Origin of the sequence: Staphylococcus canis, from assembly GCF_016238445.1 — a bacterium.
Taxonomy (GTDB): domain Bacteria; phylum Bacillota; class Bacilli; order Staphylococcales; family Staphylococcaceae; genus Staphylococcus; species Staphylococcus canis.
Genome location: NZ_JABANU010000007.1, coordinates 1 through 26,431 on the forward strand (window position 1 = coordinate 1; position 26,431 = coordinate 26,431).

At 33.9% G+C, this 26,431-nt stretch carries 26 protein-coding genes and 1 rRNA gene; 9 read left to right on the forward strand and 18 right to left on the reverse strand.

Annotation, left to right across the window (positions count from 1 at the left end):
- The 4 genes from HHH54_RS03690 to bcp form a co-directional block, all read right to left on the reverse strand.
- Nucleotides 1–398 (reverse strand): 16S ribosomal RNA (locus tag HHH54_RS03690); the annotation flags it as partial.
- Between the two features lie 677 nt (nucleotides 399–1,075).
- The gene (gene perR, locus HHH54_RS03695; protein ID WP_198617490.1) at nucleotides 1,076–1,537 is read right to left on the reverse strand and encodes a peroxide-responsive transcriptional repressor PerR; all 462 of its coding nucleotides are present in this window, start codon (nucleotides 1,535–1,537) and stop codon (nucleotides 1,076–1,078) included.
- Nucleotides 1,538–1,621: 84 nt separating this feature from the next.
- Complete coding sequence (locus HHH54_RS03700) at nucleotides 1,622–2,572, reverse strand: phosphoglycerate dehydrogenase (protein ID WP_198617491.1); 951 nt, start codon at nucleotides 2,570–2,572, stop codon at nucleotides 1,622–1,624.
- A gap of 4 nt (nucleotides 2,573–2,576) precedes the next feature.
- The gene (gene bcp, locus HHH54_RS03705; RefSeq protein WP_198617492.1) at nucleotides 2,577–3,035 is read right to left on the reverse strand and encodes a thioredoxin-dependent thiol peroxidase; all 459 of its coding nucleotides are present in this window, start codon (nucleotides 3,033–3,035) and stop codon (nucleotides 2,577–2,579) included.
- A gap of 92 nt (nucleotides 3,036–3,127) precedes the next feature.
- On the opposite strand from bcp, the gene HHH54_RS03710 reads away from it, so the two are divergent.
- A complete protein-coding gene (locus HHH54_RS03710; RefSeq protein WP_198617493.1) occupies nucleotides 3,128–4,414 on the forward strand; it encodes a glutamate-1-semialdehyde 2,1-aminomutase in 1,287 nt (428 codons plus the stop codon).
- Nucleotides 4,415–4,498: 84 nt separating this feature from the next.
- Entirely contained in the window at nucleotides 4,499–5,590 is a 1,092-nt protein-coding gene (locus tag HHH54_RS03715; protein ID WP_198617494.1) for an FUSC family protein, read from the forward strand.
- An 81-nt stretch (nucleotides 5,591–5,671) separates the two neighbouring features.
- Here the strand turns inward: HHH54_RS03715 and HHH54_RS03720 are convergent, their stop codons facing one another.
- The 4 genes from HHH54_RS03720 to mutY all read right to left on the reverse strand — a co-directional run bounded on the left by HHH54_RS03720 (nucleotide 5,672) and on the right by mutY (nucleotide 11,077).
- The gene (locus HHH54_RS03720) at nucleotides 5,672–7,252 is read right to left on the reverse strand and encodes an FMN-binding glutamate synthase family protein (RefSeq protein WP_198617495.1); all 1,581 of its coding nucleotides are present in this window, start codon (nucleotides 7,250–7,252) and stop codon (nucleotides 5,672–5,674) included.
- Between the two features lie 282 nt (nucleotides 7,253–7,534).
- Nucleotides 7,535–9,277 (reverse strand): ABC transporter ATP-binding protein, encoded by a 1,743-nt coding sequence (locus HHH54_RS03725; protein WP_198617496.1) that lies wholly within the window; start codon nucleotides 9,275–9,277, stop codon nucleotides 7,535–7,537.
- Between the two features lie 142 nt (nucleotides 9,278–9,419).
- Complete coding sequence (ntdP, locus tag HHH54_RS03730) at nucleotides 9,420–9,968, reverse strand: nucleoside tri-diphosphate phosphatase (protein ID WP_198617497.1); 549 nt, start codon at nucleotides 9,966–9,968, stop codon at nucleotides 9,420–9,422.
- A 59-nt stretch (nucleotides 9,969–10,027) separates the two neighbouring features.
- Nucleotides 10,028–11,077 carry an A/G-specific adenine glycosylase gene (mutY, locus tag HHH54_RS03735; RefSeq protein WP_198617498.1) on the reverse strand — a complete coding sequence of 350 codons (1,050 nt, stop codon included), beginning with the start codon at nucleotides 11,075–11,077 and terminating at the stop codon, nucleotides 10,028–10,030.
- A 91-nt stretch (nucleotides 11,078–11,168) separates the two neighbouring features.
- On the opposite strand from mutY, the gene HHH54_RS03740 reads away from it, so the two are divergent.
- Nucleotides 11,169–12,146: a metal-dependent hydrolase gene (locus tag HHH54_RS03740; protein ID WP_198617499.1), complete on the forward strand. Its 978-nt coding sequence runs from the start codon at nucleotides 11,169–11,171 to the stop codon at nucleotides 12,144–12,146.
- 41 nt (nucleotides 12,147–12,187) lie between these two features.
- On the opposite strand, the gene HHH54_RS03745 is transcribed toward HHH54_RS03740, so the two are convergent.
- From HHH54_RS03745 to sgtB, 5 genes are all read right to left on the reverse strand, one after another.
- Complete coding sequence (locus HHH54_RS03745) at nucleotides 12,188–12,958, reverse strand: teichoic acid translocation permease (RefSeq protein WP_198617500.1); 771 nt, start codon at nucleotides 12,956–12,958, stop codon at nucleotides 12,188–12,190.
- A 9-nt stretch (nucleotides 12,959–12,967) separates the two neighbouring features.
- Nucleotides 12,968–14,494, reverse strand: a complete 1,527-nt coding sequence (locus HHH54_RS03750; RefSeq protein WP_198617501.1) for an ABC transporter ATP-binding protein — start codon at nucleotides 14,492–14,494, stop codon at nucleotides 12,968–12,970.
- Nucleotides 14,495–14,509: 15 nt separating this feature from the next.
- A complete protein-coding gene (locus HHH54_RS03755) occupies nucleotides 14,510–14,824 on the reverse strand; it encodes a YfhH family protein (protein WP_198617502.1) in 315 nt (104 codons plus the stop codon).
- Nucleotides 14,817–15,620: a recombination regulator RecX gene (recX, locus tag HHH54_RS03760; RefSeq protein ID WP_198617503.1), complete on the reverse strand. Its 804-nt coding sequence runs from the start codon at nucleotides 15,618–15,620 to the stop codon at nucleotides 14,817–14,819. The genes HHH54_RS03755 and recX overlap by 8 nt, the downstream gene beginning before the upstream one ends.
- Nucleotides 15,621–15,700: 80 nt before the next feature.
- On the reverse strand, nucleotides 15,701–16,501 hold the full coding sequence (sgtB, locus tag HHH54_RS03765; protein WP_198617504.1) for a monofunctional peptidoglycan glycosyltransferase SgtB: 801 nt from the start codon (nucleotides 16,499–16,501) through the stop codon (nucleotides 15,701–15,703).
- Nucleotides 16,502–16,736: 235 nt separating this feature from the next.
- Here sgtB and HHH54_RS03770 point away from each other — a divergent pair, with 235 nt between their 5' ends.
- The gene (locus tag HHH54_RS03770; RefSeq protein ID WP_198617505.1) at nucleotides 16,737–18,482 is read left to right on the forward strand and encodes a pyruvate oxidase; all 1,746 of its coding nucleotides are present in this window, start codon (nucleotides 16,737–16,739) and stop codon (nucleotides 18,480–18,482) included.
- Between the two features lie 177 nt (nucleotides 18,483–18,659).
- Nucleotides 18,660–19,910: an aminoacyltransferase gene (locus HHH54_RS03775; RefSeq protein WP_198617506.1), complete on the forward strand. Its 1,251-nt coding sequence runs from the start codon at nucleotides 18,660–18,662 to the stop codon at nucleotides 19,908–19,910.
- Between the two features lie 75 nt (nucleotides 19,911–19,985).
- On the opposite strand, the gene HHH54_RS03780 is transcribed toward HHH54_RS03775, so the two are convergent.
- Together HHH54_RS03780 and HHH54_RS03785 are read right to left on the reverse strand one after the other, a co-directional pair.
- Nucleotides 19,986–20,504, reverse strand: a complete 519-nt coding sequence (locus HHH54_RS03780) for a type 1 glutamine amidotransferase domain-containing protein (RefSeq protein WP_198617507.1) — start codon at nucleotides 20,502–20,504, stop codon at nucleotides 19,986–19,988.
- Between the two features lie 101 nt (nucleotides 20,505–20,605).
- On the reverse strand, nucleotides 20,606–20,770 hold the full coding sequence (locus tag HHH54_RS03785; protein WP_198617508.1) for an SE1561 family protein: 165 nt from the start codon (nucleotides 20,768–20,770) through the stop codon (nucleotides 20,606–20,608).
- Between the two features lie 112 nt (nucleotides 20,771–20,882).
- Here HHH54_RS03785 and yfkAB point away from each other — a divergent pair, with 112 nt between their 5' ends.
- On the forward strand, nucleotides 20,883–22,034 hold the full coding sequence (gene yfkAB, locus HHH54_RS03790; RefSeq protein ID WP_198617509.1) for a radical SAM/CxCxxxxC motif protein YfkAB: 1,152 nt from the start codon (nucleotides 20,883–20,885) through the stop codon (nucleotides 22,032–22,034).
- 85 nt (nucleotides 22,035–22,119) lie between these two features.
- Here yfkAB and HHH54_RS03795 read toward each other — a convergent pair whose 3' ends face one another.
- From HHH54_RS03795 to HHH54_RS03805, 3 genes are read right to left on the reverse strand one after another with little or no spacing between them, the layout of a single operon-like run.
- Complete coding sequence (locus HHH54_RS03795) at nucleotides 22,120–22,635, reverse strand: acyl-CoA thioesterase (protein ID WP_198617510.1); 516 nt, start codon at nucleotides 22,633–22,635, stop codon at nucleotides 22,120–22,122.
- A gap of 11 nt (nucleotides 22,636–22,646) precedes the next feature.
- Nucleotides 22,647–23,891 (reverse strand): aminopeptidase, encoded by a 1,245-nt coding sequence (locus HHH54_RS03800; RefSeq protein WP_198617511.1) that lies wholly within the window; start codon nucleotides 23,889–23,891, stop codon nucleotides 22,647–22,649.
- An 11-nt stretch (nucleotides 23,892–23,902) separates the two neighbouring features.
- On the reverse strand, nucleotides 23,903–24,109 hold the full coding sequence (locus HHH54_RS03805) for a DUF1128 family protein (RefSeq protein ID WP_198617512.1): 207 nt from the start codon (nucleotides 24,107–24,109) through the stop codon (nucleotides 23,903–23,905).
- Nucleotides 24,110–24,242: 133 nt separating this feature from the next.
- Here HHH54_RS03805 and HHH54_RS03810 point away from each other — a divergent pair, with 133 nt between their 5' ends.
- The 3 genes from HHH54_RS03810 (at nucleotide 24,243) to HHH54_RS03820 (ending at nucleotide 26,417) form a co-directional block, all read left to right on the forward strand.
- On the forward strand, nucleotides 24,243–24,707 hold the full coding sequence (locus tag HHH54_RS03810; protein ID WP_198617513.1) for a low molecular weight protein-tyrosine-phosphatase: 465 nt from the start codon (nucleotides 24,243–24,245) through the stop codon (nucleotides 24,705–24,707).
- 1 nt (nucleotide 24,708) lies between these two features.
- Nucleotides 24,709–24,996, forward strand: coding sequence for a YtxH domain-containing protein (locus HHH54_RS03815; protein ID WP_198617514.1), 288 nt, complete (start codon nucleotides 24,709–24,711; stop codon nucleotides 24,994–24,996).
- A gap of 161 nt (nucleotides 24,997–25,157) precedes the next feature.
- Entirely contained in the window at nucleotides 25,158–26,417 is a 1,260-nt protein-coding gene (locus tag HHH54_RS03820) for a YihY/virulence factor BrkB family protein (protein ID WP_198617515.1), read from the forward strand.
- Nucleotides 26,418–26,431: the final 14 nt, after the last annotated feature.

Below are 26,431 nucleotides of genomic sequence, written 5' to 3' on the forward strand. Positions count from 1 at the left end.
CGTCAGACTTTCGTCCATTGCGGAAGATTCCCTACTGCTGCCTCCCGTAGGAGTCTGGACCGTGTCTCAGTTCCAGTGTGGCCGATCACCCTCTCAGGTCGGCTACGCATCGTTGCCTTGGTAGGCCATTACCCCACCAACTAGCTAATGCGGCGCGGGTCCATCTATAAGTGACAGCAAGACCGTCTTTCACTATTGAACCATGCGGTTCAACATGTTATCCGGCATTAGCCCCGGTTTCCCGGAGTTATTCCAGTCTTATAGGTAGGTTACCCACGTGTTACTCACCCGTCCGCCGCTAACGTCAAAGGAGCAAGCTCCTCGTCAGTTCGCTCGACTTGCATGTATTAGGCACGCCGCCAGCGTTCATCCTGAGCCAGGATCAAACTCTCCATATTAGAGTAAGCTTGATATAGCTCTTTCGATTGATTTAGTCAATCAGTCTGTCAGTACATTGTACTGTGTTTTATCGGAATTAACGTTGACATATTGTCATTCAGTTTTCAATGTTCATCGACTAATTTTCGCCGTTACAATTAATCATTATACTTCTTTTCAAAATCAATGTCAAGAACTTTTTTAAGTTTTTTTAATTAATTTTGAAGTGAATTTTGTTGGTTAATTGCTTCATTTCAACATTAACTATCTTATAATGTTTTGTAAAAAGATTCAAGAGTTAATTTTACACTTTTAAAACTTTTTTTAAAGTAATCATTTAAGATTAATATTTGTCGCATGTCGTTTCAGCGACTTTTATATCTTATCAAGTCTCTACATAGACGTCAACATATATTTAAAGGTTTTTTTGTATAAAAATTACCTCATAAAAGAAAAGAAACACATTTATAGTTAAATAGATAAAGATAAAGTTGTTATACCTCACTATATGTAGCAAGATGACATTTACATTAACTTAAAATCTAACTATATATATTCATATACTCACTTATGGTTATAAAAAAACATTGTCGAAACAACTGAATACTGTAGATATAGTAGTTCGACTGTTTATCAACTCTTTTCGAACTCACATAGAAACTACTATATTAATCCATCGTTTCAACAATGTTTAATTTTAATGTTGATGATCTTGCGCTTCTTTACACTCTCGGCAGATACCATAAATTTCCATTCTATGATGTGATACTTCAAAATCAGTCACATGTTGTGCCAATTGCTCAACCTCATGTAATAAAGGATAATGAAAATCGACTATTTTACCACAGTTTTCGCAAATAACATGATAATGATTATGTGTATCAAAATCAAAACGACTTGAAGCATCCCCATAACTTAACTCTTTAACAATTCCCGTTTTTTTGAAAACTTTAAGATTGTTATAGATTGTTGCTACACTTATATTAGGAAAATCAGGTGATAGTGATTGATAAATCTCATCAGCCGTTGGATGTGTATCCGCTTTGATTAAGAAACTTAAAATCGCTTGTCTTTGAGGTGTAATACGTACACCTGCATGACGCAAACTGCTAATTGATTCATTTAATAAATGTTCATGCGATTCAAGCTCTGCAGCCATTTACCTCACCCGTCTTTCTAGTTAGTAATCATTCTTACTTAATAATAATATAATGCTTTTTTTCTTAAAATGTCAATAATAATCTTAATATCCCTTATCTAAATCAACTACATTCTCAATTAACTCATTCTTATTGAGAAAATTTTTGAAGTTGTTTATGAAAATATCAGTAGATTTTTTCTTGTTAGTTTCACCGTTCCCTGCAATATGACTAGTTAGATATACATTATCTAATTGATACAACTTTGAATCAGAATCTAAAGGTTCTTGTTCAAAAACATCTAAATATGCTTTTCGAATCAATTTATTTTTAAGTACTTCTACAAGGATAGCTTCTTCTACAATCGTTCCTCTACCTATATTTACAAATAATGTATGATCGTTCATATGCTCAAAATCTGTTTTTGTTAATAAATAGTGGGTATCTTTAGTTTCAGGCAAAATATTCACCACAATATCAGCTTCTTTATATACCGATTGACGCTCATCAAGTGAATAAGTACGATCAAAATTCTCTACTTTATGACCAGTAGTATTTAAACCAATTGTTTTCATATTAAAGGCTTTTGCAATCTCTGCTGCTCGTTGAGGAATAACCCCTGTACCTAAAAACATGATAACTTGGTCTTCAATGGATTGAGTCGTACGTTTAGAATTATATACTTTTTCTTTTTGTTCATTATATACTTCTTTCAATTCTTTATAATCATCTAAAATAAAGGCATATAAAAATTCAGTAAGTTGTTGTGCATGAACACCTTTCGCATTCGTAAGCGATATACCCGCTTCTTTAATTTTTTGAAGTGGTAATGCGTTCACCCCAGTTGCATACCATGCAATCCATTTCAGATTAGATGCCGCTTCAATAAACGCTTCATCAACTTCAGCATGGTATGTAATTAATACATCCATCTTTTCCTGTGTAGTTTTTGGTAACTCAGAAGGATGTTTGTAAAATTCAAAGTCCACTTCTGGAAACGTTTCTTTTAGTCTATTTTCCTCATCACCTAAACGCATTAAACTGACTACTAACATAATATTACCCCTCCAAGATTTGTTTAAGTTGCTCGATTTGATCTTTGACTTTTACTTTTTCAATTACATCTATAATACGTCCCTCTTCATCAAGGACAAAAGTTGTACGTACGATACCCATTGATACTTTGCCAAAGGTTTTCTTTTCTTGATATACACCTACAGCATTAGAAAGTTGAAAATCTTCATCCACTAATAAATCAAAATTTAACTGGTGTTTATTAATGAAGTTTTGGTGTTTACGTTTCGTGTCTCCACTTACACCTACAACAGTAGTATTGAGTTTTTCAAAGTATGATAAATTGTCTCTAAAATCACACGCTTCTGTAGTACATGTAGGCGTATTATCTCTCGGATAAAAATACACAATCGCCTTTTGCCCTTTTAATGTTTCGTTAGTTACCCACTCACCATTTTGATTCTCCAATTTAAAATCTGGAAACAAATCCCCTTTTTTTAACATCACGAAAACGCCCTTTCTTCATATATTATTTACTTTATCATTTATGATACGATATATAATGAAAATATTAAATCAAAAGAGGTTGATACATTATGAACTTTCGCGAAAGTGAAAAGCTACAACAATTGTCGAATGAATATATTTTAGGGGGTGTAAACTCTCCTTCACGATCATATAAGGCTGTCGGCGGTGGAGCCCCTGTTGTTATGAAATCAGGGAAAGGCGCTTATTTATATGATGTTGATAACAATAAATATATAGATTATTTACAAGCTTACGGTCCAATTATTACTGGACATGCACATCCTCATATTACAAAAGCCATTCAAGAACAAGCAGCATTAGGTGTACTTTATGGAACACCAACTGAATTAGAGATTCAATTTGCTAAAAAATTAAGAGCTGCTATTCCTTCTCTTGAAAAAATGCGTTTTGTCAATTCTGGTACAGAAGCTGTAATGACAACAATACGTGTAGCGCGTGCTTACACAGGTCGCAACAAAATCATTAAATTTGCAGGATGTTACCATGGTCATTCTGATTTAGTACTGGTGGCAGCGGGTAGTGGTCCTTCACAACTTGGATCACCTGACTCGGCGGGTGTTCCTAAAAGTGTCGCTCAAGAAGTGATTACTGTTCCATTTAATGATATTGATTCATTTAAAGAGGCTATGGAACACTGGGGTCATGATGTTGCCGGTGTATTAGTAGAACCTATTGTTGGTAACTTCGGAATGGTGGAGCCTAAGGATGGATTTTTAGAAGAAGTGAACAACATCACACATGAACACGGTGGCCTTGTCATTTATGATGAAGTGATTACAGCTTTCCGCTTCCATTATGGTGGTGCTCAAGATTTATTAGGTGTTTATCCTGATTTAACTGCCTTTGGTAAAATTGTTGGCGGTGGTTTACCTATTGGTGGTTACGGTGGACGTCAAGATATTATGGAACAAGTAGCGCCTTTAGGACCAGCATATCAAGCCGGAACAATGGCGGGTAATCCTTTATCTATGAAAGCTGGTATTGCATTACTCGAGGTACTTGAACAAGATGGTGTGTATGAGAAATTGAACGCTTTAGGCCAAAAATTAGAAGAAGGACTTCAAGCCGCTATTGATAAATATCAAATCAAAGCAACAATCAATCGTGTTTATGGCGCTTTAACTGTCTATTTTACTGATGAAAAAGTAACTCATTATGAACAAGCTGATGCTTCAGATGGAGAGATGTTTGCACGTTTCTTCAAATTAATGCTTAATCAAGGTATTAATCTTGCTCCATCAAAATATGAAGCTTGGTTCTTAACAACAGAACATACTGACGAAGATATAGAAGCGACAATCAAGGCAGCTGATTATGCCTTTAGTCAACTGTAAACTTCTTGAAAATTCAATGTCATCGGTGTATAACTTTATTTAATACAACAAAGAATTATGAATATTAAAAAGGAGTGCTAACATTTGAAGTTAGGCGCACGGATCTTAAAAACTGGTATTGCAATTATTCTCGCTGTTTCGATTGCCTCACTTTTACCTAGTAATGCTGGCATGATTACTGTTGCTGGTATTGCTGCAGTAGTGGCAATGCAACCTAGTGTATATAGAACATTTAAAACAATTGTTGACCAATTTCAAGGAAATGTTATAGGTGCAATTCTTGCTGTAATCATGGTTACTGTCTTTGGTAATAATATTATTATCATGGGTGCAACTGTCATTCTTTTAATCGCATTGTTATTTAAAATGAATATTGCACATGTAGCCACACTTGCAACCGTAACAGCTTTGGTTATCATGGGACAACACGATGGTTCATTTTACATTTCAGCGTTTTATCGTTTTTCACTTGTAATGATCGGGGTAATCAGTTCATTTATCGTAAACTTGACTTTTTTACCTCCGAAATTCGAAACAAAAATTTATTACAATTCACTTAATATCTCAACAGATATTTTTAAATGGTTTAATCTCGTTCTCAATGATGCGACAGAATTTAATTACGTTAAAAGTGATTTAGAAAACCTACGTCAACGTATTGTAAAACTTGAGCAACTTCTTGAGTTTTATAAAGAAGAACGCGTATTAACAAAAAAACAAGTATTTGCTCAAACACGTAAAAAAATATTATTTAAAGAAATCGTATTATCAACACGAGACGCTTATGACGTATTAAGACGAATGAATCGCTATCATAATAGTATGATTAATATGAGTGATGATTTTATTTTACAATTAAAATTAGAAATTGATGAACTTGCTCAATTTCACGAACAAATTTTAATTAGTATTACAAAAAAAGCTAAATTTTATAATGATGAAGATACAAACACGATAAAAAACCCACTTAAGAAAGATATTCTTGTAGCCTTTAAGGAAGAAACAGCACAACACACTGAAGATGATAATGCTTATGCAAATGTTGTACACATTATCTCTTCATTAGAAGAATACCGTTATAATTTAGAACATTTAAATCGTTTAAGATTAAGCTACTTCAAATATCACTCAACGGATCCAGACATTGAAATCGTTGAAGAAGATTTCGACTTATAATTACAACAATAATAAAAGCGAGCTATAAACAATGGGCTTATTTCAAAATTAAACCGCCTTTGTTTGTAGCTCGCGTTATTATTATTCAATCAATTTCAGTTGATACTGATTGATCGTTTCAGTATTTCCATACTTATGTTTTAATGTCACATGTTCAGGACCGATTTCGGTTGGACTATTGACACCAACAGCTCCCGCTATATTAAATAATCCCTCATGTAAACTTGTAATATAATTCGTGACACGATATTGCTTTTCATCCACTACTAATGCTTTTTCTTTTTTAGGATCAGTCGTCGCAACGCCTACCGGACAAGTATTTTTATGACATTGGCGACTCATAATGCATCCCACACTAATCATCATCGCACGTGCAACATTAACTAAGTCTGCACCTAATGCCAATGCAATCGCTATTTTATCTGGTGTGACTAATTTACCTGATGCAAAGATTTTTACGCGATCTCGTACGTTATATTTTTTTAATATACCGTCTACGATAGGTAATGCAGTAAATAATGGTAAACCTACGCCATCTTGGAATTCTTGGAACGAAGCACCTGTACCGCCCTCTCCTCCATCTACAGTGATAAAGTCAGGATAAATATTTAAGTTATACATTGTCTCTGCTAACGTTTCAATATCTGACTTCTGACCAACGACGATTTTAAAGCCAACAGGTTTTTGACTCATTTCTCGTAAATCGTTTACCCATCGTAATAAATCTTCTGCGTTTTCAATAAACTCAAAACGATTAGGTGAGTCAATCGTTTGATATGGTTTTACATTTCTCATTTTGGCTACTTCTTCAGTAACTTTATGGCCTTCAATATGACCACCACGTGTTTTGGCTCCTTGTCCTAGTTTAATTTCAAAGGCCTTAACATTAGGATGCTTGGCCTTTTCCATAAACATCTCTTCGCTAAAGTTACCTTCAATATCTCGAACGCCGAATAAACCTGGTCCAATTTGAAATATAATATCTACATCTCCTGCAAGATGATGTGGTGACAAACCGCCTTCACCCGTGTTCATCCACGTACCAGCTCTACTCAATCCTTTAGATAAAGCCGTAATAGCATTCACTCCTAAAGAGCCATAACTCATACCAGACTGACCAACAAGACGTTTCGCATAATATGGGTGTGCAATGTTTTCACCTAATTTTACATAATGACTTTCCTTTAACATAAATGGTGCGATTTCTTTTTGGCCGACCGTTTCTTTTCGATTAAATAAACTTTCGCGTTTTACATTGTATACAAATGTTGAAATCATTTGTTGATTATCGATATGTAAATCTTTAGCTTGAACGGGAAACATTGAATTATTAATAAAAAAACCTTCATCATAATCTTTTTCTGTTCCAAAGCTATCCGCACGACTATTGTATTTTCCGGCAATTACGATATGACGATATTGATCACGTGAGAACGGTTTATCTTCATTATCATTTAAAAATAGATATTGACGCAGTTCTGGACCAATATGTTCAAAAAAGTATCGTACGCGTGCTAGAACTGGATAGTTTCTTAATACACTATGTTGTTTTTGTCTCTTATCAAAAATTAAAAATATAATCGCTATGATAACAGCAACTAAAATGATACTTACAATAAGAATATTTACAAAAAGTTGTAAAATAGTTAAAAATTGTGTCAAAACCTACATCCCCCTTATATCTTTTCACCTTCATCTTAACCGTCTTTCACAATTTTGCCAAACTATTTATTTGTTTTTCATAAAAGAAAAGTAGAGTTATTATGGTAATGTATAAAGTGGTGTTACTAAATAATTGAATACAGTCAATTGAGGAGTGACGACATAAAAAAGAATCGACAATCTGATTTACAGATATATCGATTCTGTATAATTTGATAAACATATTTATTGTAGTGATAAAATAAGGTTAAACTGCGTGCTTTCCTATTAAATCGTTCACACTCACGAGTTAAGGTTTTGAATATTATATAAGCGCTGATACGCACCACCAAGACGCATTAATGAATCATGATCCCCTTCTTCAACAATTTCACCATTTTCAATAACAACTATCTTATCAGCATGCGTAATCGTTGATAGTCTGTGCGCCACAATTAATGTTGTACGATCATGACTTAACGCTTCAAGTGCGTCTTGGATAATCGCTTCACTCTCTAAATCAAGTGCGCTTGTTGCCTCATCTAATATGAGTACTGGTGGATCGTTTAAGAAAATACGTGCAATCGATAGACGTTGCTTTTGTCCACCTGATAGTTTTACGCCTCGCTCACCGACTTCAGTATCATAACCATTCGGTAGATCTGTAATAAAATCATGTGCATTGGCCATTTTTGCCGCTTCTACAACTTCTTCAAATGTTGCATCTGGTCGACCTAACAAAATATTCTCCTTAACTGTATCCGAAAATAATATATTATCTTGTTGAACCATACCAATTTGTCGACGCAAACTTGAAGTTTCAAATGCTTTAATATCATGATCATCAATGGTAATGGAACCTGTTGAAACATCATAAAATCGTGGAATTAAACTAATTAAGGTAGATTTTCCTCCACCGCTCATCCCTACAAATGCAACAGTTTGACCATGATGAACATTTAAATTAATATCATTTAAAACATTTTTTTCATCTTCATTGTATCTAAAAGAAACATGCTTAAATTGAATATCACCGTGATTGATACGGATTGGCTTTGCGTCTTTAGTATTTTTAATATCATATGGCTCATCAAATAATTGAAATACACGATCCATTGAAGCAAAACTTTGAGTCAGTGTCGTAAAAGAAGATACTAAACGACGTAACGGACCATACAGTTGTTCTAAATAACTCACAAATGCAGCTAGTGTTCCGACTGTGACTGAACCATTAATCGCTAAAAATGCGCCATAACCAATAACAATCAAAGGACCAATATCAGTAACAGTATTGATGGCTGAAAATGAATAAGCATTCCAACGTGTGTGTTTAAAAGCTTTATTTAAGAAGTTTCGATTACGTTTATCAAAATTCCGTGCTTCATTTTCTTCAATCGCAAAACTTTTAATCACTGACATTCCATTCACACGCTCGTGTAAAAACCCTTGAGTTTCAGCAAGTTTTTGTGAACGTTGTCGAGTTAAAGCACGTAAACGTCCAAAAAAGAAATACACAGTTATGATATAAAAAGGTAAAACAATAATCGCAGCTATTGTAAGTTGAATATCTAAAAAGAACATCACTGATAAAGCAATAATAATAGTAACGCAATCGAGCCAAATATTCATAAGGCCAGTCATAATAAAATCTTTCGTTTGCTCGACGTCATTGATTACTCGAGAAATAACTTCACCTGCTTTGTTATTCGCATAAAATCGTGAGCTTAGCGCTTGCAAATGATGATACAGTTTTTTTCGTATATCATATAAAATTTTGTTACTCGTCCACTGTGCCATATATTGACGTAAAAATTCTATTGGTGGTCGAACAATGACAAAGATAAATGCAGCAATTAACATCGCTATCATCAGATGATTCATTTTATCTGAAACAGTCATACCAGCATTATTAATGATATCGTCAATTACATATTTAATAAGTAATGGTATGAGTAAAGGGATACCAAACTTCATAATACCTACAATGATCGTTCCAAATATCAACCATTTATAAGGTTTTACGAATTCTAAGTATCGTTTAATCATTGTGTTTTCCCCTTTCTTTAACTATTTTGTCATTACAAAAAATTCAGAGCGGAACTTTGGTCAAACGTGTACTTTTCGTTTGAGTTCGATGTCCCGCTCTAACTTTATCAAACATCTTATGTAGATAATTTTAAAGTTTTTATTATAATGACTTATTTCTTAATCTATGAAAACGATCTTGCCATACTTTAATAAAATCCGGTGCAAATGGTCCTTTTTTTTGTTCAATCCACTGTTGTAAAATATCAACGCTACGTCTCAATATAAGATCTATATCTTTTGGATAATTCATTTGATTCATATGTTGCAAGTATTCATCTTCATCTAGTAAATGATATTTACCATTTGGATAAACTTTAATATCTAAATCGTAGTCAATATATTTTAATGCTTCTCGGTCACAAGCAAATGGTGAAGATAAATTACAATAATAATACACGCCATCTTCTCGGAACATACAAATGACATTAAACCAATATTGAGAGTGAAAGTAAACAATAGCTGGCTCACGTGTTACCCACGTCCTGCCATCACTTTCAGTCACAAGTGTATGATCATTGCCTCCGATGATTACATCTTCAGTCCCTTTTAAGATTAACGTTTCGGACCATACCCGATGAATACTACCGTCATGTTTGTAAGATTGGATTTTAATCGATTGTCCTTCTTTCGGAATACATGATTTAACCATTTGTCGCACCACCTTGTACAGATTCACTCAATAATTATAGCATATCACATAAAGACACTTCATGATAAAGCTTTCTTTACGAAATCAAATATTCTAGTCATCGATACAGGAAAGGTTAATTGCTCTTTTTCTTCAAAGGTAATGCGTTGATAATGTTTAGGTAGGTTATCTAAATCATCTTGAGATAGTGAAGCATAATGAACGTGTAATTGCCATGTTTTATGTGTAAACTGATGTTTTAGTTGGAATACCTCTTCTGATTCAACTTGAAATGATGCACCTAGTACTTTTTTTACGTGCGAATTATCTTCCCGTTTTTCAAACAATGGAAATTGCCACATTCCATTAAGCAATCGTTCTTGTCGTTGTTCTACTAATAGTCGATTTAAATCGTCTCTAATAATAAAAACATCTAAGTCTACGATCTCTTTCTTTACCTTTTTGGATTTCACAGGTAAATCCATCACTGTTCCCTCATGAAAAGCCTCACAATGAGATTGGACTGGACAAAATAGACATAACGGCGCTTTAGGTGTACAAATTAAAGCACCTAACTCCATCATCGCCTGATTAAATGTGCCTGCTTGTTGTTGCACGTAAGGACTTAGTTCTGATTCATAAGCTTTACGTGTACGTTGATGTTGAATATCTCGCGAATCATTATTTAATCTTGACCATACTCGAAATACATTTCCATCTACGGTTGGCAAAGGTGTGTCAAAAGCAATACTCAATACTGCAGCTTGAGTATAAGGCCCAACTCCTTTTAATGCTTTAAATTGATCCGGATTTTTAGGTACAATGCCTCCGTGACGTGTTACAACTTCCTGCGCTGCCGTATGAAAATTCCGCGCACGACTATAATAGCCAAGACCTTCCCAGTATTTAAGAACTTCTTCTTCACGAGCTTTTGCAAGCGTTTCTACGTTAGGGAAGCGGTTTAAAAATCGTTCATAATACGACCTTACCGTATCAACTTGAGTTTGTTGAAGCATAACTTCACTCACCCATATGGCATACGGATCTTTTGTTTCTCTCCAAGGCATTTGACGTTGATGTTTATTAAACCATTCCACTAAATGCGCTTTAAACGTTTCTGCATTGAACATATATTATTCTCCTTACACATAGCTAAATGATTTTGTTCATAGGTCATTTAGCTTATAATAAGTTTAAGTATTTTTGAAAAGAGTGAATGTTATGGATACAGCAACACATATTGCAATTGGAGTAGGTTTAACTGCTATTGCTTCTACAGATCCAATGATTGCGACAAATATGACGGCAGGTGCCACTGTATTAATCACAGGTTCTTTAATTCCTGATATTGATACTGTACTAAAATTAAAAAATAATGCAACGTATATATCAAATCACAGAGGGATTACACACTCAATACCATTTACATTGTTTTGGCCTTTGCTTATTACGCTACTTACCTATGTCTTTTTTCAATCGATTGATCCTTTTCACGTGTGGCTATGGGCTCAATTAGCAGTCTTTCTACATGTGTTTGTTGATATATTCAATTCATACGGTACACAAGCATTGCGCCCTATTTCAAATAAATGGATACAGTTAAGTGTTATCAACACATTCGATCCCATTATATTCATTATTTTAATCATTGGAATTATCATATGGGCAGTAGGCGTACACCCTTATGTCGTCTTTTTCCCTATTATTGCGATTCTCTTGATATACTATATCATTCGATTTCAAATGCAAAGCTGGTTAAAAAAGCAAGCTTTAAATCAAATTCAACACTTAGGTCGTCCAATCAAAGTTTTCGTTGCGCCTACTATGCGTTTCATGCAATGGCGCGTCGCAATTCAAACTGAAACACATGATTATGTTGGACGTAGTTTTGGTCGCAATATTGTTTTTAGTGATGAAGTCGAACGTCAACCTTATCCAAGCGCTGAGATTATGAAGTATGTTAAAAACGACCCTAATGTACGTGCGTTTTTAAATTTTTCATCTATTTATCGCTCACATGTCCAAGAATTAGAAAACGGTGTTACAGAAGTGCGCTTTATTGATTTACGATATTTAAAAAATGGACACTATCAATTCGTTGCTATTGTTCACCTTGACCGAAATATGGAAATTTCTCACTCGTACACAGGTTGGATATTCAGTGAAGAAAAATTAATGAAAAAACTTTATGCACATTAAAGAGGTTAAAGTTGGGTAACACCCAACCTTAACCTCTTTTTTTATTTCACATGTTCGTTTGGTCTTAATTGTGATACATAATCATTTAAGGCAAAGCAAAATACAATAATTAGTCCCATAAAACTCAAGAAATAGAGATGATAACTCAGATGATTCAATGCATTATGTCCCACAATGACAGATTGTTGCATACCATTTACCAAGTAATACACTGGATTCATCATTAAGATATGAGTCACGGTATGGCTTGTCGCATTTGGTATAAAAATAACTGGTAAAATTAAAAATATTAGTATTGTAATTACAATATAAATACGATCGAGATTTGGATATAAAATATAAATCATACCTAGTAAAAATGAAAAAATAAATATAAAGCAAAAACTCATTATCGTATAATATATTACACCCCAAATAGCTGTATCAGCACTTACAGGTTTTACTAAGGCAATGACTAGCATTAATACAAGTAAAATACCACTATACAATGCACTTGAGATTAAAAGGTATAATAGCGGACTTGTATTATAATGTCGAGTCACATAATAATCTCTTGGATAAAAACGATAATTGATGTATATCGCTATCCAAATTATCCCAAATACATTAAGTCCAACGAGTCGATAAAGTATGGTTGCTTGCTTAATGTCTAACATCCCTATCAATTTTAAAATAAGTGTAAGGCCTAAAATAAGTACAATACCAATAGCTAAAGCATAAAGAAACCAATTTTTTTGCATTTTAAGCCGATATACACTATGTCGCCATAATTCAGGAATATTATTATAGAAATTAATAAATTTTTCAATCAATGCGTTCACCTACAATTCTATATACAACCACTTGGAATGCTTAATGTCCGCAATAAAATAGCCATTTTCAGCTTTTGCAATCCAATAATCTTCTTTAATATGGAATTTCTCTTTTAACTTAGATGGTTGCTCAATTGGGAATACAAATCCTTTAAGTTTTTCTTGATCATCAAATATCATCGCAATCGGCTGTTCCACAATTGACTCAACAAATCGGTTCTCCTTCTCAGGTACCAATTTATCATTGACTTCTGAATGCTTATGGTTCAATTCTCCATTAAAATATTCAATCGAACTAAGATAATTTTGATTTAAGAACGGTTCTAATTCCTTTTGGTCGACTGATTCATAAAGTGCAGCTGGATCAAAATACTTCAAATCTTCTTTACTTACTGTGTACTTTTGATGATTTATTTCAACTTGATATCGAGTTTTATTCTCGCCTGTTATCGTTACAAATCCATATCGCGGCACCTTTATATCTTTCACCTTATTATCTTCACCATTTAACTGAGTTTGATTACGATTGACAATGCCATATGCAAGCTTTTCTATGTAAGGGTCTTTAGATTGTTGAGCGAGCGTATTAGATGATGTTTGCGACGGAGCAATTTTACCTAAATCTGCAAATATTAAAATGGCAAAAAGCAACATACCTACTATAAATAAACCTGTTAAAGTCCAAATTCGTGATAAAAAAGCAGGTGGTTCAGCGTGGTGATAACGTTCAGTACGCTTAAAGTTATAAGTCAGTTCAGGCATTTTCGAACGACTTCTTTTCCAATCCTCGTCAAAATGTTTCTTTTCGTCATCATTTTTTAGTGTTGAACGGTCTCTTTCATGAACTTTGAAAGTAGGAATAACTTGCTTCAGTGCCCCCTCATGTCTTAACTGACCATGTGATATCCATGCGATATAGTTACTTACCGCTTCGATACGATCAATATGATTATCAATCGCAATCCATGTCAGACCATTATCAATATAATCTTTAGACATTTCTTTAGCTTTTTCGAAGAATTCAGGATTTAAATAGGTTAAAACATGACTTAAAATAACAATTTCTGCTTGAGATGAACGTGCTAAGCTAAATAAAAGTTGTGCATATTGCGCGTCATCTAATTCATTTATATTATTATTTTCATATCCCTCTAGATGAGCATATTTTAAAATTTGTGACGCTTTATGCTCTGGTACTGCGTATGTATATAGCTGAATCACATCATTGATATAATCCATAACTTTGATATTCTCAACGTTTTTTTGATTCATATTAGCATAAAACAAAGACCCCGTTCGAACAACACGCCCCTTATCGGGTTGTACTGTGCCAGCTAAAATTTCACCTACTAGAGATTTTGAAGATTCAGGCTCACCGATTATACCTAATGCTTCACCTTGATAGATATGTAATGTGATATTATTCAATTCAATATCTTCAGGTTGATAACTAAAGGGTTTAAGTACATTATGCTTTTTTTGATTTCGATAATAATGTGTGACATTGATCATCTTCAAAACAATAGCACTACTCATTCTACTTCCCCCTCTTTATATATTTAGTAATGACACTGGTATACCCTCTTCTTTAGAAGGTTGGTGCGTTCGATGTCCCCAAGCAAAAACACCTTTTAATCGGTCAACTTGAAACGTATCTTGCGTACCGTCTTTCAATGTATAAGTCTGACCCAGTTCAATTGCTGAAAGATCGACAAGATAACTTTCTGCAATCACTACTTTATTTTGATATACGTCATATTCATTCATAATGCCGTTCATTTCTGCTTTACGCATTTTTTCTTTATATGTTTGTATTTCATGTAAAATTTCATGTTTTTCCATATCACTTAAACGTTTTCTATTCATGACTAATACCACTTTCTTCTAATTTTTGATTAATGTCCTCATAATGATAACCTTTTCGAAGGAGTGCGGCGATCGTTTTTTGTGAAAGCTCATATCCTTCATATTTCTTCTGATATTTATTATAGACTTTCTCTAAATCACGTTGCAATAAATTATCGAGGTCTTCTGCATTTTGACTAAAATCCAATTCCTCGAGTACTAAAGCAATCGTTTCAAAATCATAACCTTTTCGTAATAACGATTGCTCAACTTTTTGTTTTACTTTTACAGAAGGCCCTTTCTTTTGTTTTAAAATTTTTCGTGCTACTTTTACAATATCTTCCAATGACTGTTCTAATTTATATTTTTCTGTTGCTTGCTCACATAATTGTGGTTCAATTCCTGCTTGCTTTAATTTTTGTCTATATATTTCAGGCCCTTTATCTGTTGTTTGAATCATCGTGTTTTTCAGACTTTCTGCGTAATCTTCATGATCGATTAATTTTTGCTTTTCACAAAACGAGATTGCTCCTTCTATCACTGTAGGCGGGTAAGATTTCTTTTGGAGATGTTGCTCAATCTCATATCGTGTTCGTTTACGATAGGATAAATAATTTAATGCCTCATTAATCGCATGTTGTTGAAACTCTTGTTTTTCGATATCATCTAATTTTTTTCGTTCAATGATATCGCCTTTTTTGAGATTAAAATGCACTAACGTTTCCATTGAGATACCTATCGCAAATTGTTGATCGATATATATATTAAACCTTTCAGTGTTGTTTTGTTGAACTTCGATTTTCGTAATTTTCGGCATGTTATCATCCCTTCGAACTGAAAAAACTGGAAGAGCAATCACTTCCAGCTTACATACATTTATTATGCCATAAATAGGCGTTACGCACCAAGTTGTTGCAGTGCCTCAATATATTGTGTTTCAGAAATATAATTTTGTTGTTTCATTTTTTCAAGCGTCATTTTTGTTCGATTTATAAATGAAGGAGACATATTATTCACATCATAAGCTGAAGGTGCATTGACCTTACTTGCTAAAATTGCACTTTGTAAAACTGTAATTTGAGGTAAGTTTGGATTATTCACATCTACAGTTGTACCAAAATAATAATTAGCGGCAGATTCAATCGTATATTGATTATCGCCATAATAAATATTATTCAAATAGTAACTTAATATATCTGGCTTATCATATTCATCTTCAACACGTTTTGCGACAAAAATTTCTTTAAGTTTCCGTGTGAGCGTTTGTTGGTTATCATAATAATAATTTTTGACTAATTGTTGGGTAATCGTGCTTCCACCCTGTAGGTTATCCCTATCACGAACTGAAGAAAATATGGCTCTTAAGCTTCCTCTGTAATCCACTCCTTTATGTTTATAAAACCTACGATCTTCCACTGCTATAAACGCATTTTTTGTGTAATCTGGCATATCAGTCGACGCGACATAAGATGGTTTTTGTTCAATTGTGATTAGTTGTTCTACGTTTGCTCTTTCTGACAACATGTACATTAATCCTGTAAATAAAAGAGCCAATATAATAATTACTAAAACCAATACTCTAAATATACGCTTTGACTTTTGTTTCCTAGGAGGTTGTCCGACAGGTCTATAGTAGGTGTTAAAATGTGGCTCGTTTGTTGCCTGACTACGTCGATAATTTCGGTCATTCCGCTTCATAAATAAAGACCTACTTTCTCATGGATTTAATGATTATAAAAAGTGTACCAATTACATACCAATAAATCTATATGTTATAGTTAAAATCGGTCCCAAGCATGAGTAGTAAAAGCGAAAAAGTTCTATGTTCACAGACTTTTTAACTTTACTAACTTCTATAAGCAAATTCTTAAATATAAGTTGCAAACTTGGGTATAATATATTAGACGAAATTATGTGAAAGGAAGTATTTTCTATGTCTAAAGTAAAAGCAAATATGGGACTTATTAAAGCCCTTGAAGCGTGGGATATCGACCACGTTTACGGAATCCCTGGTGACTCAATTGATGCTGTTGTTGACGGACTTAAAGTCGCTGAAAATAGCATTAAATTTATTCATGTGCGCCACGAAGAAGTTGCAAGTTTAGCTGCTGCAGCTTACACAAAATTAACAGGTAAAATTGGTGTTTCACTTGCAATCGGTGGCCCAGGTGCTGTCCACTTATTAAATGGTATGTATGACGCTAAAATGGATAATGTACCCCAACTTGTTTTAGCAGGCCAAGCGGATAGTCACAAATTAGGTACAAAAGCTTTCCAAGAAGTTGACCTACCTAAACTATTTGAAGATGTTGCAGTATATAATTATCAATTAACAGATGCAGATGCACCGAACATCTTTAATATTGTTGATGAAGCCATCCGCACTGCTTATCAAGAAAATGGTGTAGCTGTTTTAACTTTACCAAATAATATTTTAACAACGAAAATCAAAGACAACTTCCCTACAGAAGTTAATAAAACAATGGCTACAGTACAAGCACCTTCTCCAAAATCAATTCAAGATGCGGCTCGTCTATTTAATAAGAGTAAAAAGCCTGTCATCTTAGTAGGTAAAGGTGCAGAACATGCAAAAGATGAAGTTAAAGCATTTATTGAAAAAGGTAAAATTCCTACAATGGTAACATTACCTTCTAAAACAATTGTTGCTGATGACCACCCTTATAACTTAGGTAATATCGGTAAAATTGGTACAAAACCTTCATATCAAGCAATGCAAAATGCTGACTTATTAATCTTAGCTGGTACAAACTACCCATATGTAGATTACTTACCTAAGAAAGATATTCCAGCAATTCAAATAGATAAAGATTTTGCTGCAATTGGTCACCGCTTCAATATCGATGCTCCAATTGTTGGAGATAGTAAAATTGCATTACAACAGTTAACTGATGCAATTAAACCAGTTCAAAATCGTCCATTCTTAAATGACATGTTGAATCATAAAGAAACATGGGATCAATGGATGGCAGAAGATGTTAAAAACGAATCTTCACCTATCCGCCCTGAACGTTTAATGGAATCTATTAATAAAGTGATTAACAAAGATACTGTAATTGCGGCAGATGTTGGTACTTCAACTGTATGGTCTACACGTTACTTAAAATTAGGCGTAGATAACAAATTCATCATCTCTAGTTGGTTAGGTACAATGGGTTGTGCATTACCAACTGCAATCGCATCACGTTTTGCGTTCCCTAACCGTCAAGTTATTGCGATTTCAGGTGACGGTGCATTTGAAATGGTAATGCAAGACTTCGCAACTGCAGTTCAATATAACTTACCTATGGTTATTTTCGTACTGAATAACCAAGAATTATCATTTATTAAATATGAACAACAAGCTGCTGGTGAGTTAGAATACGGTATTGATTTTTCAGATATGGACTTTGCGAAGTTCGCTGAAATTTGTGGTGGTGTTGGATTAACACTTAAAGATCCTAAAGAAATTGATGCTGTTGTTCAAACTGCTGTTCAACAACATAAACCAACAATCGTTAACGTATATGTAGACCCTAATGCTGCTCCACTTCCAGGTAAAATTGTTCCTGATGAAGCAAGAAACTATGCAAAATGGGCATACCGTAATTTAACTGAAGAACGTAAGTTAGTATTTAACGAAATGCCTTCACTTTCTACTGCGATTAAACGTTTCTTATAATCTAGAAAGCATATAATGTTTTCAAGCCGAGAAGAGGTTCGCTCAACCTCCTCTCGGCTTATTTTTCATCTAATTTGAAAACGCTATCAAAACACTATTATCTTATCTTGTAGTTTTAAGCGGTTTACTATACTATTAAGACAAGATATTTCATTAAAATAATAAAGGAGTTTAAATATGAAGTTTACGCAACTTTCTACACAAGAATTTCAAGATTTTATGAACTCGCATTTGAGTCATTATACGCAATCCATTTCGCTTTTTAATGCACATAATAACGCACATTTAGTAGGTGTTAAGGATGAACACAATCAAGTTTTAGCTGCATGTTTATTAACTGAAACGCGAGCTTTAAAATTCTTTAAATATTTTTATACACAGCGTGGTCCTGTTATGGATTATCGTAATACACAACTCGTACACTTCTTTTTTAAATCATTGACACGTTATTTAAAACAACATAAAGGATTATATGTTCGCGTAGATCCCTATGAAATTATACATATCCGTAACGCTGACGGTGAGATTATTGAATCACGTCCCCACCAACATTGGATGCATGCGCTTGAACAATTAGGATACAGACATCAAGGTTTCAGTACTGGTTACTCGAACATTAGCCAAATTCGTTGGTTATCTGTTCTAGATTTAGAGGATAAAAGTGAAGATCAATTACTAAAAGAAATGGATTATCAAACGAGAAGAAATATTAAAAAAACGTTTGAAATGGGTGTTGAAATAAAAACTCTAACATTAGATGAAACTGAGCGTTTTTATCGGTTAAACAAAATGGCAGAAGAAAAACATAACTTTAAATTTAGAGACCTAGCATATTTCAAACGTCTCCAGAAGGTATATGGTGATCAAATTACATTGAAACTCGCTTATATTGACCTTGAGGCGTATGCAAAATCATTACAAAAGAAACTCGAGACTCTTGAATTACAACTAGATGAGGTTAATCAAACACTCAAAGAAAACCCTAATTCTAAAAAAAATAAATCAAAAGCTAAACAGTTACAACAACAACACTCAAGCCAATCACGTAAAACAGATGAGGCACATAAGTTGTATCGTGAGCATGGAAAAATTCTAGATCTCGCTGCTGCTGTGTTCATTTTTAATCGTTGGGAAGTTTACTACTTATCCAGTGGTTCTAATCCTGAATTTAATAGATTTATGGGTGCATATCGTTTACAGTGGGAAATGATTAAATTTGCGAAAGACCGCCAAATCCCACGTTATAATTTTTATGGGATTACAGGTGACTTTTCAGATCAAGCAGAGGATGCTGGTGTACAACAATTTAAAAAAGGGTTTAATGCACATGTAGAAGAGTACCCTGGCGACTTTATCAAGCCATTACGTCCTTTTGTCTATAAAGTTGCTCAATTATTAAAAAGGTTAATGAAACTAACATTTCAATGAAGCATCACTCAAAAAGGAGATTGAGTAACAACACTCAATCTCCCTTTATCACACTCTATTCAGAGTAGTTTTCAATTATTTATTTAAAATGTTAGCGATTTCTCTATTGAAATCATCTAAATCATCAGGTACACGGCTTGTGATAAGATTTTGGTCAACAACAACTGATTCATCTACAACATTTGCACCAGCGTTTGATAAGTCTTTGCGTACGTTAAGTACTGCAGTTAATTTGCGACCTTTTAAGTCGTCTGTGTCAATAAGGATTTGTGGCCCATGGCAAATTGCAAATACAGGTCTTGATTCTTTCATGAAGTATTTAGCGAATGTACCATAACGGCCTTCTGCGTCACCTCTTAAGTGGTCAGGTGAAAATCCGCCAGGTAATAATAAACCATCATAATCTTCAGGTTTAGCATCAGCGATACTTACGTCAACTTTTACTTTTTCACCGTGTTTACCTACAACTTCTGAACCTGCTTCGTCACCAATAATTACAGCTTCGTGTCCAGCTTCTTCGATTGCCTCTTTAGGACTAGTTAATTCGATATCTTCAAATTCATCTGCTAATAAAACAGCAATTTTTTTAGCCATACTTAATCACCTTTCTTAACTTTTAAGTTGTTCTAATCTTTAGTATAACCAAGTATCCATATTTTCAAACATACTTTTTTGTTATTTTTAAATTGATATATTTATTGTTCCCGAAATTGATTTACCTTTTCTTCCAGTTGATCTAATAATTTGATCCATTCATCTATCTCTGCCACATCGACTTTGTTAGGATCTACTTGATCAATATCTTCAATAAACTTTGATAATCTTTCTTTTACTTGATTCATTGTTTGTGGCTCTTTCATTGTGTCAGAAACTCCTTTATAATTGCATTGTTATTGTTATATTAACATGATTTTGATATTCCTCAAATAAAATATCAAACACCATACATATTATCAAACGAGGAGTTTTATTATGACACACAATCAAAAATCCCCAATTTCTATTTATAATGATCCATGGGAAGCATATAAAGATATTGAACAATACGGTCACTTAACATTAAGTAATGTTGAATTCACAACGACAAACTTATGTAATATGCGTTGTAGTCATTGTGCTGTTGGCTATACCTTACAAACACAAGACCCCGATACGCTTCCTATGTCACTCATTCTTCAAAGATTGGATGAAATCCCCACTCTAAGAACGATTTCAATTACGGGTGGCGAACCGATGTTTTCGAAAAAATCGATTCGAGAAGTAGTTAAACCGCTTTTAAAATATGCTCATCAAAGAGGTATTTATGTTCAGATGAATTCTAATTTAACGCTACCACTAGATCGTTACTTAGATATTGCTGAGTATATTGATGTGATGCACATTTCACACAATTGGGGCACACGTGATACTTTCGCCCAAGTAGGATTTGGCGCTATGGACAAACAACCTCCACTCAACGCAAAGTTAAAACTTTATGAGCAAATGATTTCAAATGCTCATACACTAAGTAGCCAAGGAATGTTCGTCTCAGCTGAAACCATGCTTAACAAAAGTACTCAACCACACCTTCAAAAGATACATAATGAAGTTGTAAATGATATGAAGTGTCGACGTCATGAGATTCATCCGATGTACCCTGCTGATTTCGCAAGTCAACTTGAAGTTTTATCACTGAAAGAAATCAAATCAACAATCGACCAACTTCTAGACTTTCGTGATCCTAATACTTGGATGCTTTTTGGTACATTACCAATTTTACCTTGTCTTGAAGATGAAGCAGACCAACGTTTACTACAAAAACTTCAAAATGCTAAAAACGTCACTTTAAGAAATGATCCTGATGGTCGTAGCCGTTTGAATGTAAATGTTTTTAGCGGCAATGTTATCGTGACTGATTTTGGTGATGAGACAGGTACAATTTCAAACATTCAAACAGATCGATTAACAGACGTTTTTGAACAGTGGTTAGCTTCACCACTTTCACATTCTATTAATTGTCATTGTCCTAAATTCAAATGTCTAGGACCTAATCTATTAGTTAAAAATATGTATTATCCAAACATCGACTTTAAACAAAAAGAACATGCCATGCACAAGCAATATCATCAAATTTTGTTTACTTGAGTACCATCAAAAAAGCCCGTCACTCATAGTTTGAGTATGACGGGCTATATAGGATACTATATTTACTAAATTCTTATTGAACTCGTTATTTTTTTAAATTACTTAAAAACTCTAAGGTTTGTTTACTCTCTTCGCGACGTGCTTTTCTGCGTTGTACACGTACTTCTGCAGTATCATGAAACCATTTTTCTTCTTCAGTTTCCGGATATACTGAAGGGACTTGAGTTGGTTTTCCATCATCATCAAGTGCTACAAATGTGAGAAAACTCAATCCTGCAAGATGACGATCATTCTCAATGATATCTTCAATAAAAATTTGTATACAAACTTCCATTGAAGATATGCCAGCATATGATACCATAGCCTCGTAAGTTAAAATATCGCCATTTTTAATAGGTCTTAAAAAATCAACAGAATCTGTGGATGCAGTCACAACAGTACTTCCAGCATGTTTCTTGGCACAAATAGCTGCGATTTCATCAATGTTCGCCATCATTGTACCACCAAACAGTGTACCTAAATGATTTGTATCCTGTGGGAAAACTTGTCTTGATTTAAATGTTTTAGCGTCTTTCATTGCTTTTTCAGTTCGATTATTCATGCTATTCTCCTCTATTTATCGGATGATTCAGCCCAATTTCCATCTTTGAAAATAAGTTCTGTTGTCCCTTCAGCTGTTTCTCCATAAATTGTTAAATCAGAGCTACCAATCATGAAATCAACATGCGTTAATGAATCATTTAATCCATGTGCTTTTAACTCATCACTTGTCATTTCCGTACCATCTTTAAGATTAAAAGCGTAGGCTGCACCTAATGCAATGTGACATGAGGCATTTTCATCAAATAATGTATTATAAAAAATCGTATTGCGTTGAGCTATCGGTGAATCCACAGGAACAAGCGCCACTTCTCCTAAACGTCTCGCACCCTCATCTGTTTCAAGTAATGTTTTTAAAACAGCTTCACCTTGTTCAGCTTTATAGTCTACAACTTTGCCATCTTTAAAAGTAAGTGTAAAACCATCAATAATTGTGCCATTATAACTTAATGGTAATGTGTTTGAAACAAAACCATCTACTTTAGCGGCATGTGGTGCTGTAAACACTTCCTCTGTTGGAATGTTAGCAACAAATGCTTGTCCCTCAGGCGTATAACTTGTTGCATCTTCCCAAATATGTCCATCTGGTAAACCTATTTTGAGATCGGTACCTTCAGATGTATAATGAAGTGATTTAAAACCTTTAGCATTTAACCAATCCGCCTTTTCTTTTAAACGCTTAATATGTGTTTCCCAGTTTTGAATAGCATCCCCTTCATTAACACGTACAATTGAAAGGATATCCTCTAAAAATTGATTAAAAGCAGCTTTCTCATCTAAATTTGGGTATACACGCTTTGCCCATTCAATTGAAGGATAGCAAGCAACAACCCATGGAAACGCATTTTTTTGTGATTGAATCATATAAGGTTTAAATGCTTTACTACCCGCATATTGTGCAGCTTGTAATTTGTCTGAATCTATACCATTTAAAAGATCTGGGTCTTCTGTAATTAATGCAAGATTACAAGCGCCGCGATTAGCATAATCCATACGCTCTTCTACATCAAATGGCTTAATACTATTTTCAAAAAAAGATGCTGACTCATTTTCATAAGCTAAACGTTTAAGTGATGGATCAGCATATTTCACACGTACATCTGAAGCGCCTTGTTGATACGCTTCTGCCACAATTAAACGTGTAAAATCAACTGCATCAACAGTTGTTCGAATAAAAACAGGTTGTCCTTGTTGAACATTCATACCAACTTTTACTAATAATTCTGCATATTTTTGTAGTTTTTCTTGCGTAGTCAATATACACCCTCCTATTTACGTAATGCACCAAGTGCTTCTGTAATACCTGTCATTTCACTTGGTGTAAAATTCTCTTTAGATTTAACGAAAGTATATATTTCCTCGATATCTTCACGATCTGAATCACTGAAATTATCAGGTTCAATGAGCCCTTTATTCACAAGATTTAAACGCTCTCTAATTTCTAAAATCATATCTTCTATACTATGTGATGCCATTTTAATCATCCTTTCATAACCAGTATTTTAACAGAGTAGATGAGATTTTTGAAAATTTTTGTTAAAATACTTTAGAATTACTATGAAAAAGGCTAAAATGGTCTTATAACCTACGACATGGAGGTAAGTACACATGACAACAGTTGCTTTTGTATGCCTTGGAAATATTTGTCGTTCTCCGATGGCTGAAGCTATTATGCGTCAGCGTTTGAAAGAACGTGAAATCACAGGGATTGATGTCTATTCTAGAGGAACTGGCCGGTGGAACTTAGGTGAACCACCCCATGAAGGGACTCAAAACATATTAAAAGAACATGATATTCCTTTCGATGGTATGGTTAGTGAATTATTCACAAAAGATGACGACTTTGATTATATTATTGCAATGGATCAAAGTAACGTGGATAATATAAAGCATATCAATCCAAATCTTAAAGGAAAGATATTTAAATTGCTAGATTTCAGTGATATGGAAGAAACAGATGTTCCTGATCCATACTACACAAATAATTTTGAAGGTGTCTATGACATGATACAATCGTCATGTGATCATTTAATTGACTATATCGTTAAGGACACTAGAAAGGGGTCAAATTAATATGCAAAACAAATTAGTACCAGGAATTTTAGTCGGAGCTTTAATTGGTGGCGCAGTGACATTATTGGATAAAAACACACGCCGTTCTCTTAAAGCATCAAAAAATAATATCCAAGCTCGACAAAATTCAAATCAACCATCTAAAATCTCTCAATTAACAGATGAGATTATGTATTGGAAAAATACAATCGAAGAAATTCGTCGTAACAATCCTGAACTTGAACGTTCTCTACGCAATGCAAAAGACACATTTGTTGAACGTAAAAACAATAAACAAATCGGTCTTTAATTCGTAGCATATAGAGGCAATTTCAATGAAGTTGAATTCGAGATATAAGGAGAACTTATCTTTTTATTGGGATACTATAGCTATTTGTTCTCCTTTATCTTTCTGGAATATACTTCAATATGAAATTGCTTTTTTCATATCAATTTCAAGGAGGATTCGTTATGCCAGACAATAAAGATTCGTCTGAAAATCTTAAAGACAAAATTCAACACAAAATTACTGGAGATTCAAACGATGATTCAGGTAATAACCCTGACCGTAAAGGTGATGCATCAGGTGAAATCGAAAAAGATCGCAACTATGTTAAACCACAACCTTTCCAATCTAAGGAAGCACCTAAAGATAATCAAACATTCTTTGTCTCTCGTATTAACAAGCCTGTAAAGTATACAGACAGACCTAATTTCTTTAGTTATTTAATTTACCGTATTAGTAAAGATGATGCATCTGGATTAGCAGCACAACTCGCTTATTATTTTATGTTATCGCTATTCCCTATGCTTATTTTCATTTTATCATTAGTACCTTTATTCAAAATCGATACACAATCTATCATAAGTCAAATTCAAAATAATGCTCCTGCTGATACTGCAACAATCATCACAGGCATTATCAAAGATGTTATGGGCAATGCTAATGGTGGTCTACTCTCAATCGGGTTGATTCTGGCATTGTGGACAGCGTCAAATGGAATGACTGCATTGATGAATTCATTTAACGTTGCATATGATGTTGAAGATAGTCGTAATTTCTTTGTATCGAAAGCATTAGCAATTTTCTTTACAATTTTAATTGGTATTACGTTACCTTTAACGATGGTGTTATTTACTTTTGGTGAACAAATCGGCAACTTATTATTTGGACCACTTGGGTTAGATGATGAAGTACGTTGGGTATTTAGTATTGTGCGTACTGCACTACCAGTAATTGTCATTTTTATTGTATTTATCGTTTTATATACTGTTGCACCGAACGTAAAGATTAAAATGAAATCTGTAATTCCTGGTGCACTTTTCACTACTGTTGTTTGGATTTTAGGTACAATTGCATTTGGTTTTTATGTGTCTAACTTTGGAAATTATTCTAAAACATATGGCAGTATCGGAGGCGTTATCGTATTAATGCTTTGGTTATACATCACAGGATTTATTTTAATCCTTGGTGCAGAGATTAATGCTATCGTCCACCAACGTAAAGTCGTAAAAGGTAAAACACCTGAGGAAAAAATTTATGATCAACTTGAAGATGAAAACCCTGAAGACTTTGCGGAATCTTATAATAACTATAGATCAGATGATGAAAATGATAAATATGATAACAACGAACCGCCTTCAAAATCTCAATCACAACACAAAAATAATCAAGTAAAACGAGAAAACGACGGTTTATCTAAACATATCAAAACGACAAAAGACTCATAATCTTAAGTCAAAAT

What these genes read in the sequence shown, in the direction of transcription:
- perR (WP_198617490.1), bottom strand. Translation starts at nt 1,537, where the DNA reads ATGGCTGCAGAGCTTGAATCGCATGAACATTTATTAAATGAATCAATT.
- HHH54_RS03700 (WP_198617491.1), bottom strand. Translation starts at nt 2,572, where the DNA reads ATGTTAGTAGTCAGTTTAATGCGTTTAGGTGATGAGGAAAATAGACTA.
- bcp (WP_198617492.1), bottom strand. Translation starts at nt 3,035, where the DNA reads ATGTTAAAAAAAGGGGATTTGTTTCCAGATTTTAAATTGGAGAATCAA.
- HHH54_RS03710 (WP_198617493.1), top strand. Translation starts at nt 3,128, where the DNA reads ATGAACTTTCGCGAAAGTGAAAAGCTACAACAATTGTCGAATGAATAT.
- HHH54_RS03725 (WP_198617496.1), bottom strand. Translation starts at nt 9,277, where the DNA reads ATGATTAAACGATACTTAGAATTCGTAAAACCTTATAAATGGTTGATA.
- ntdP (WP_198617497.1), bottom strand. Translation starts at nt 9,968, where the DNA reads ATGGTTAAATCATGTATTCCGAAAGAAGGACAATCGATTAAAATCCAA.
- mutY (WP_198617498.1), bottom strand. Translation starts at nt 11,077, where the DNA reads ATGTTCAATGCAGAAACGTTTAAAGCGCATTTAGTGGAATGGTTTAAT.
- HHH54_RS03740 (WP_198617499.1), top strand. Translation starts at nt 11,169, where the DNA reads ATGGATACAGCAACACATATTGCAATTGGAGTAGGTTTAACTGCTATT.
- HHH54_RS03750 (WP_198617501.1), bottom strand. Translation starts at nt 14,494, where the DNA reads ATGAGTAGTGCTATTGTTTTGAAGATGATCAATGTCACACATTATTAT.
- HHH54_RS03755 (WP_198617502.1), bottom strand. Translation starts at nt 14,824, where the DNA reads ATGAATAGAAAACGTTTAAGTGATATGGAAAAACATGAAATTTTACAT.
- recX (WP_198617503.1), bottom strand. Translation starts at nt 15,620, where the DNA reads ATGCCGAAAATTACGAAAATCGAAGTTCAACAAAACAACACTGAAAGG.
- sgtB (WP_198617504.1), bottom strand. Translation starts at nt 16,501, where the DNA reads ATGAAGCGGAATGACCGAAATTATCGACGTAGTCAGGCAACAAACGAG.
- HHH54_RS03770 (WP_198617505.1), top strand. Translation starts at nt 16,737, where the DNA reads ATGTCTAAAGTAAAAGCAAATATGGGACTTATTAAAGCCCTTGAAGCG.
- HHH54_RS03775 (WP_198617506.1), top strand. Translation starts at nt 18,660, where the DNA reads ATGAAGTTTACGCAACTTTCTACACAAGAATTTCAAGATTTTATGAAC.
- HHH54_RS03780 (WP_198617507.1), bottom strand. Translation starts at nt 20,504, where the DNA reads ATGGCTAAAAAAATTGCTGTTTTATTAGCAGATGAATTTGAAGATATC.
- HHH54_RS03785 (WP_198617508.1), bottom strand. Translation starts at nt 20,770, where the DNA reads ATGAAAGAGCCACAAACAATGAATCAAGTAAAAGAAAGATTATCAAAG.
- yfkAB (WP_198617509.1), top strand. Translation starts at nt 20,883, where the DNA reads ATGACACACAATCAAAAATCCCCAATTTCTATTTATAATGATCCATGG.
- HHH54_RS03795 (WP_198617510.1), bottom strand. Translation starts at nt 22,635, where the DNA reads ATGAATAATCGAACTGAAAAAGCAATGAAAGACGCTAAAACATTTAAA.
- HHH54_RS03805 (WP_198617512.1), bottom strand. Translation starts at nt 24,109, where the DNA reads ATGGCATCACATAGTATAGAAGATATGATTTTAGAAATTAGAGAGCGT.
- HHH54_RS03810 (WP_198617513.1), top strand. Translation starts at nt 24,243, where the DNA reads ATGACAACAGTTGCTTTTGTATGCCTTGGAAATATTTGTCGTTCTCCG.
- HHH54_RS03815 (WP_198617514.1), top strand. Translation starts at nt 24,709, where the DNA reads ATGCAAAACAAATTAGTACCAGGAATTTTAGTCGGAGCTTTAATTGGT.
- HHH54_RS03820 (WP_198617515.1), top strand. Translation starts at nt 25,158, where the DNA reads ATGCCAGACAATAAAGATTCGTCTGAAAATCTTAAAGACAAAATTCAA.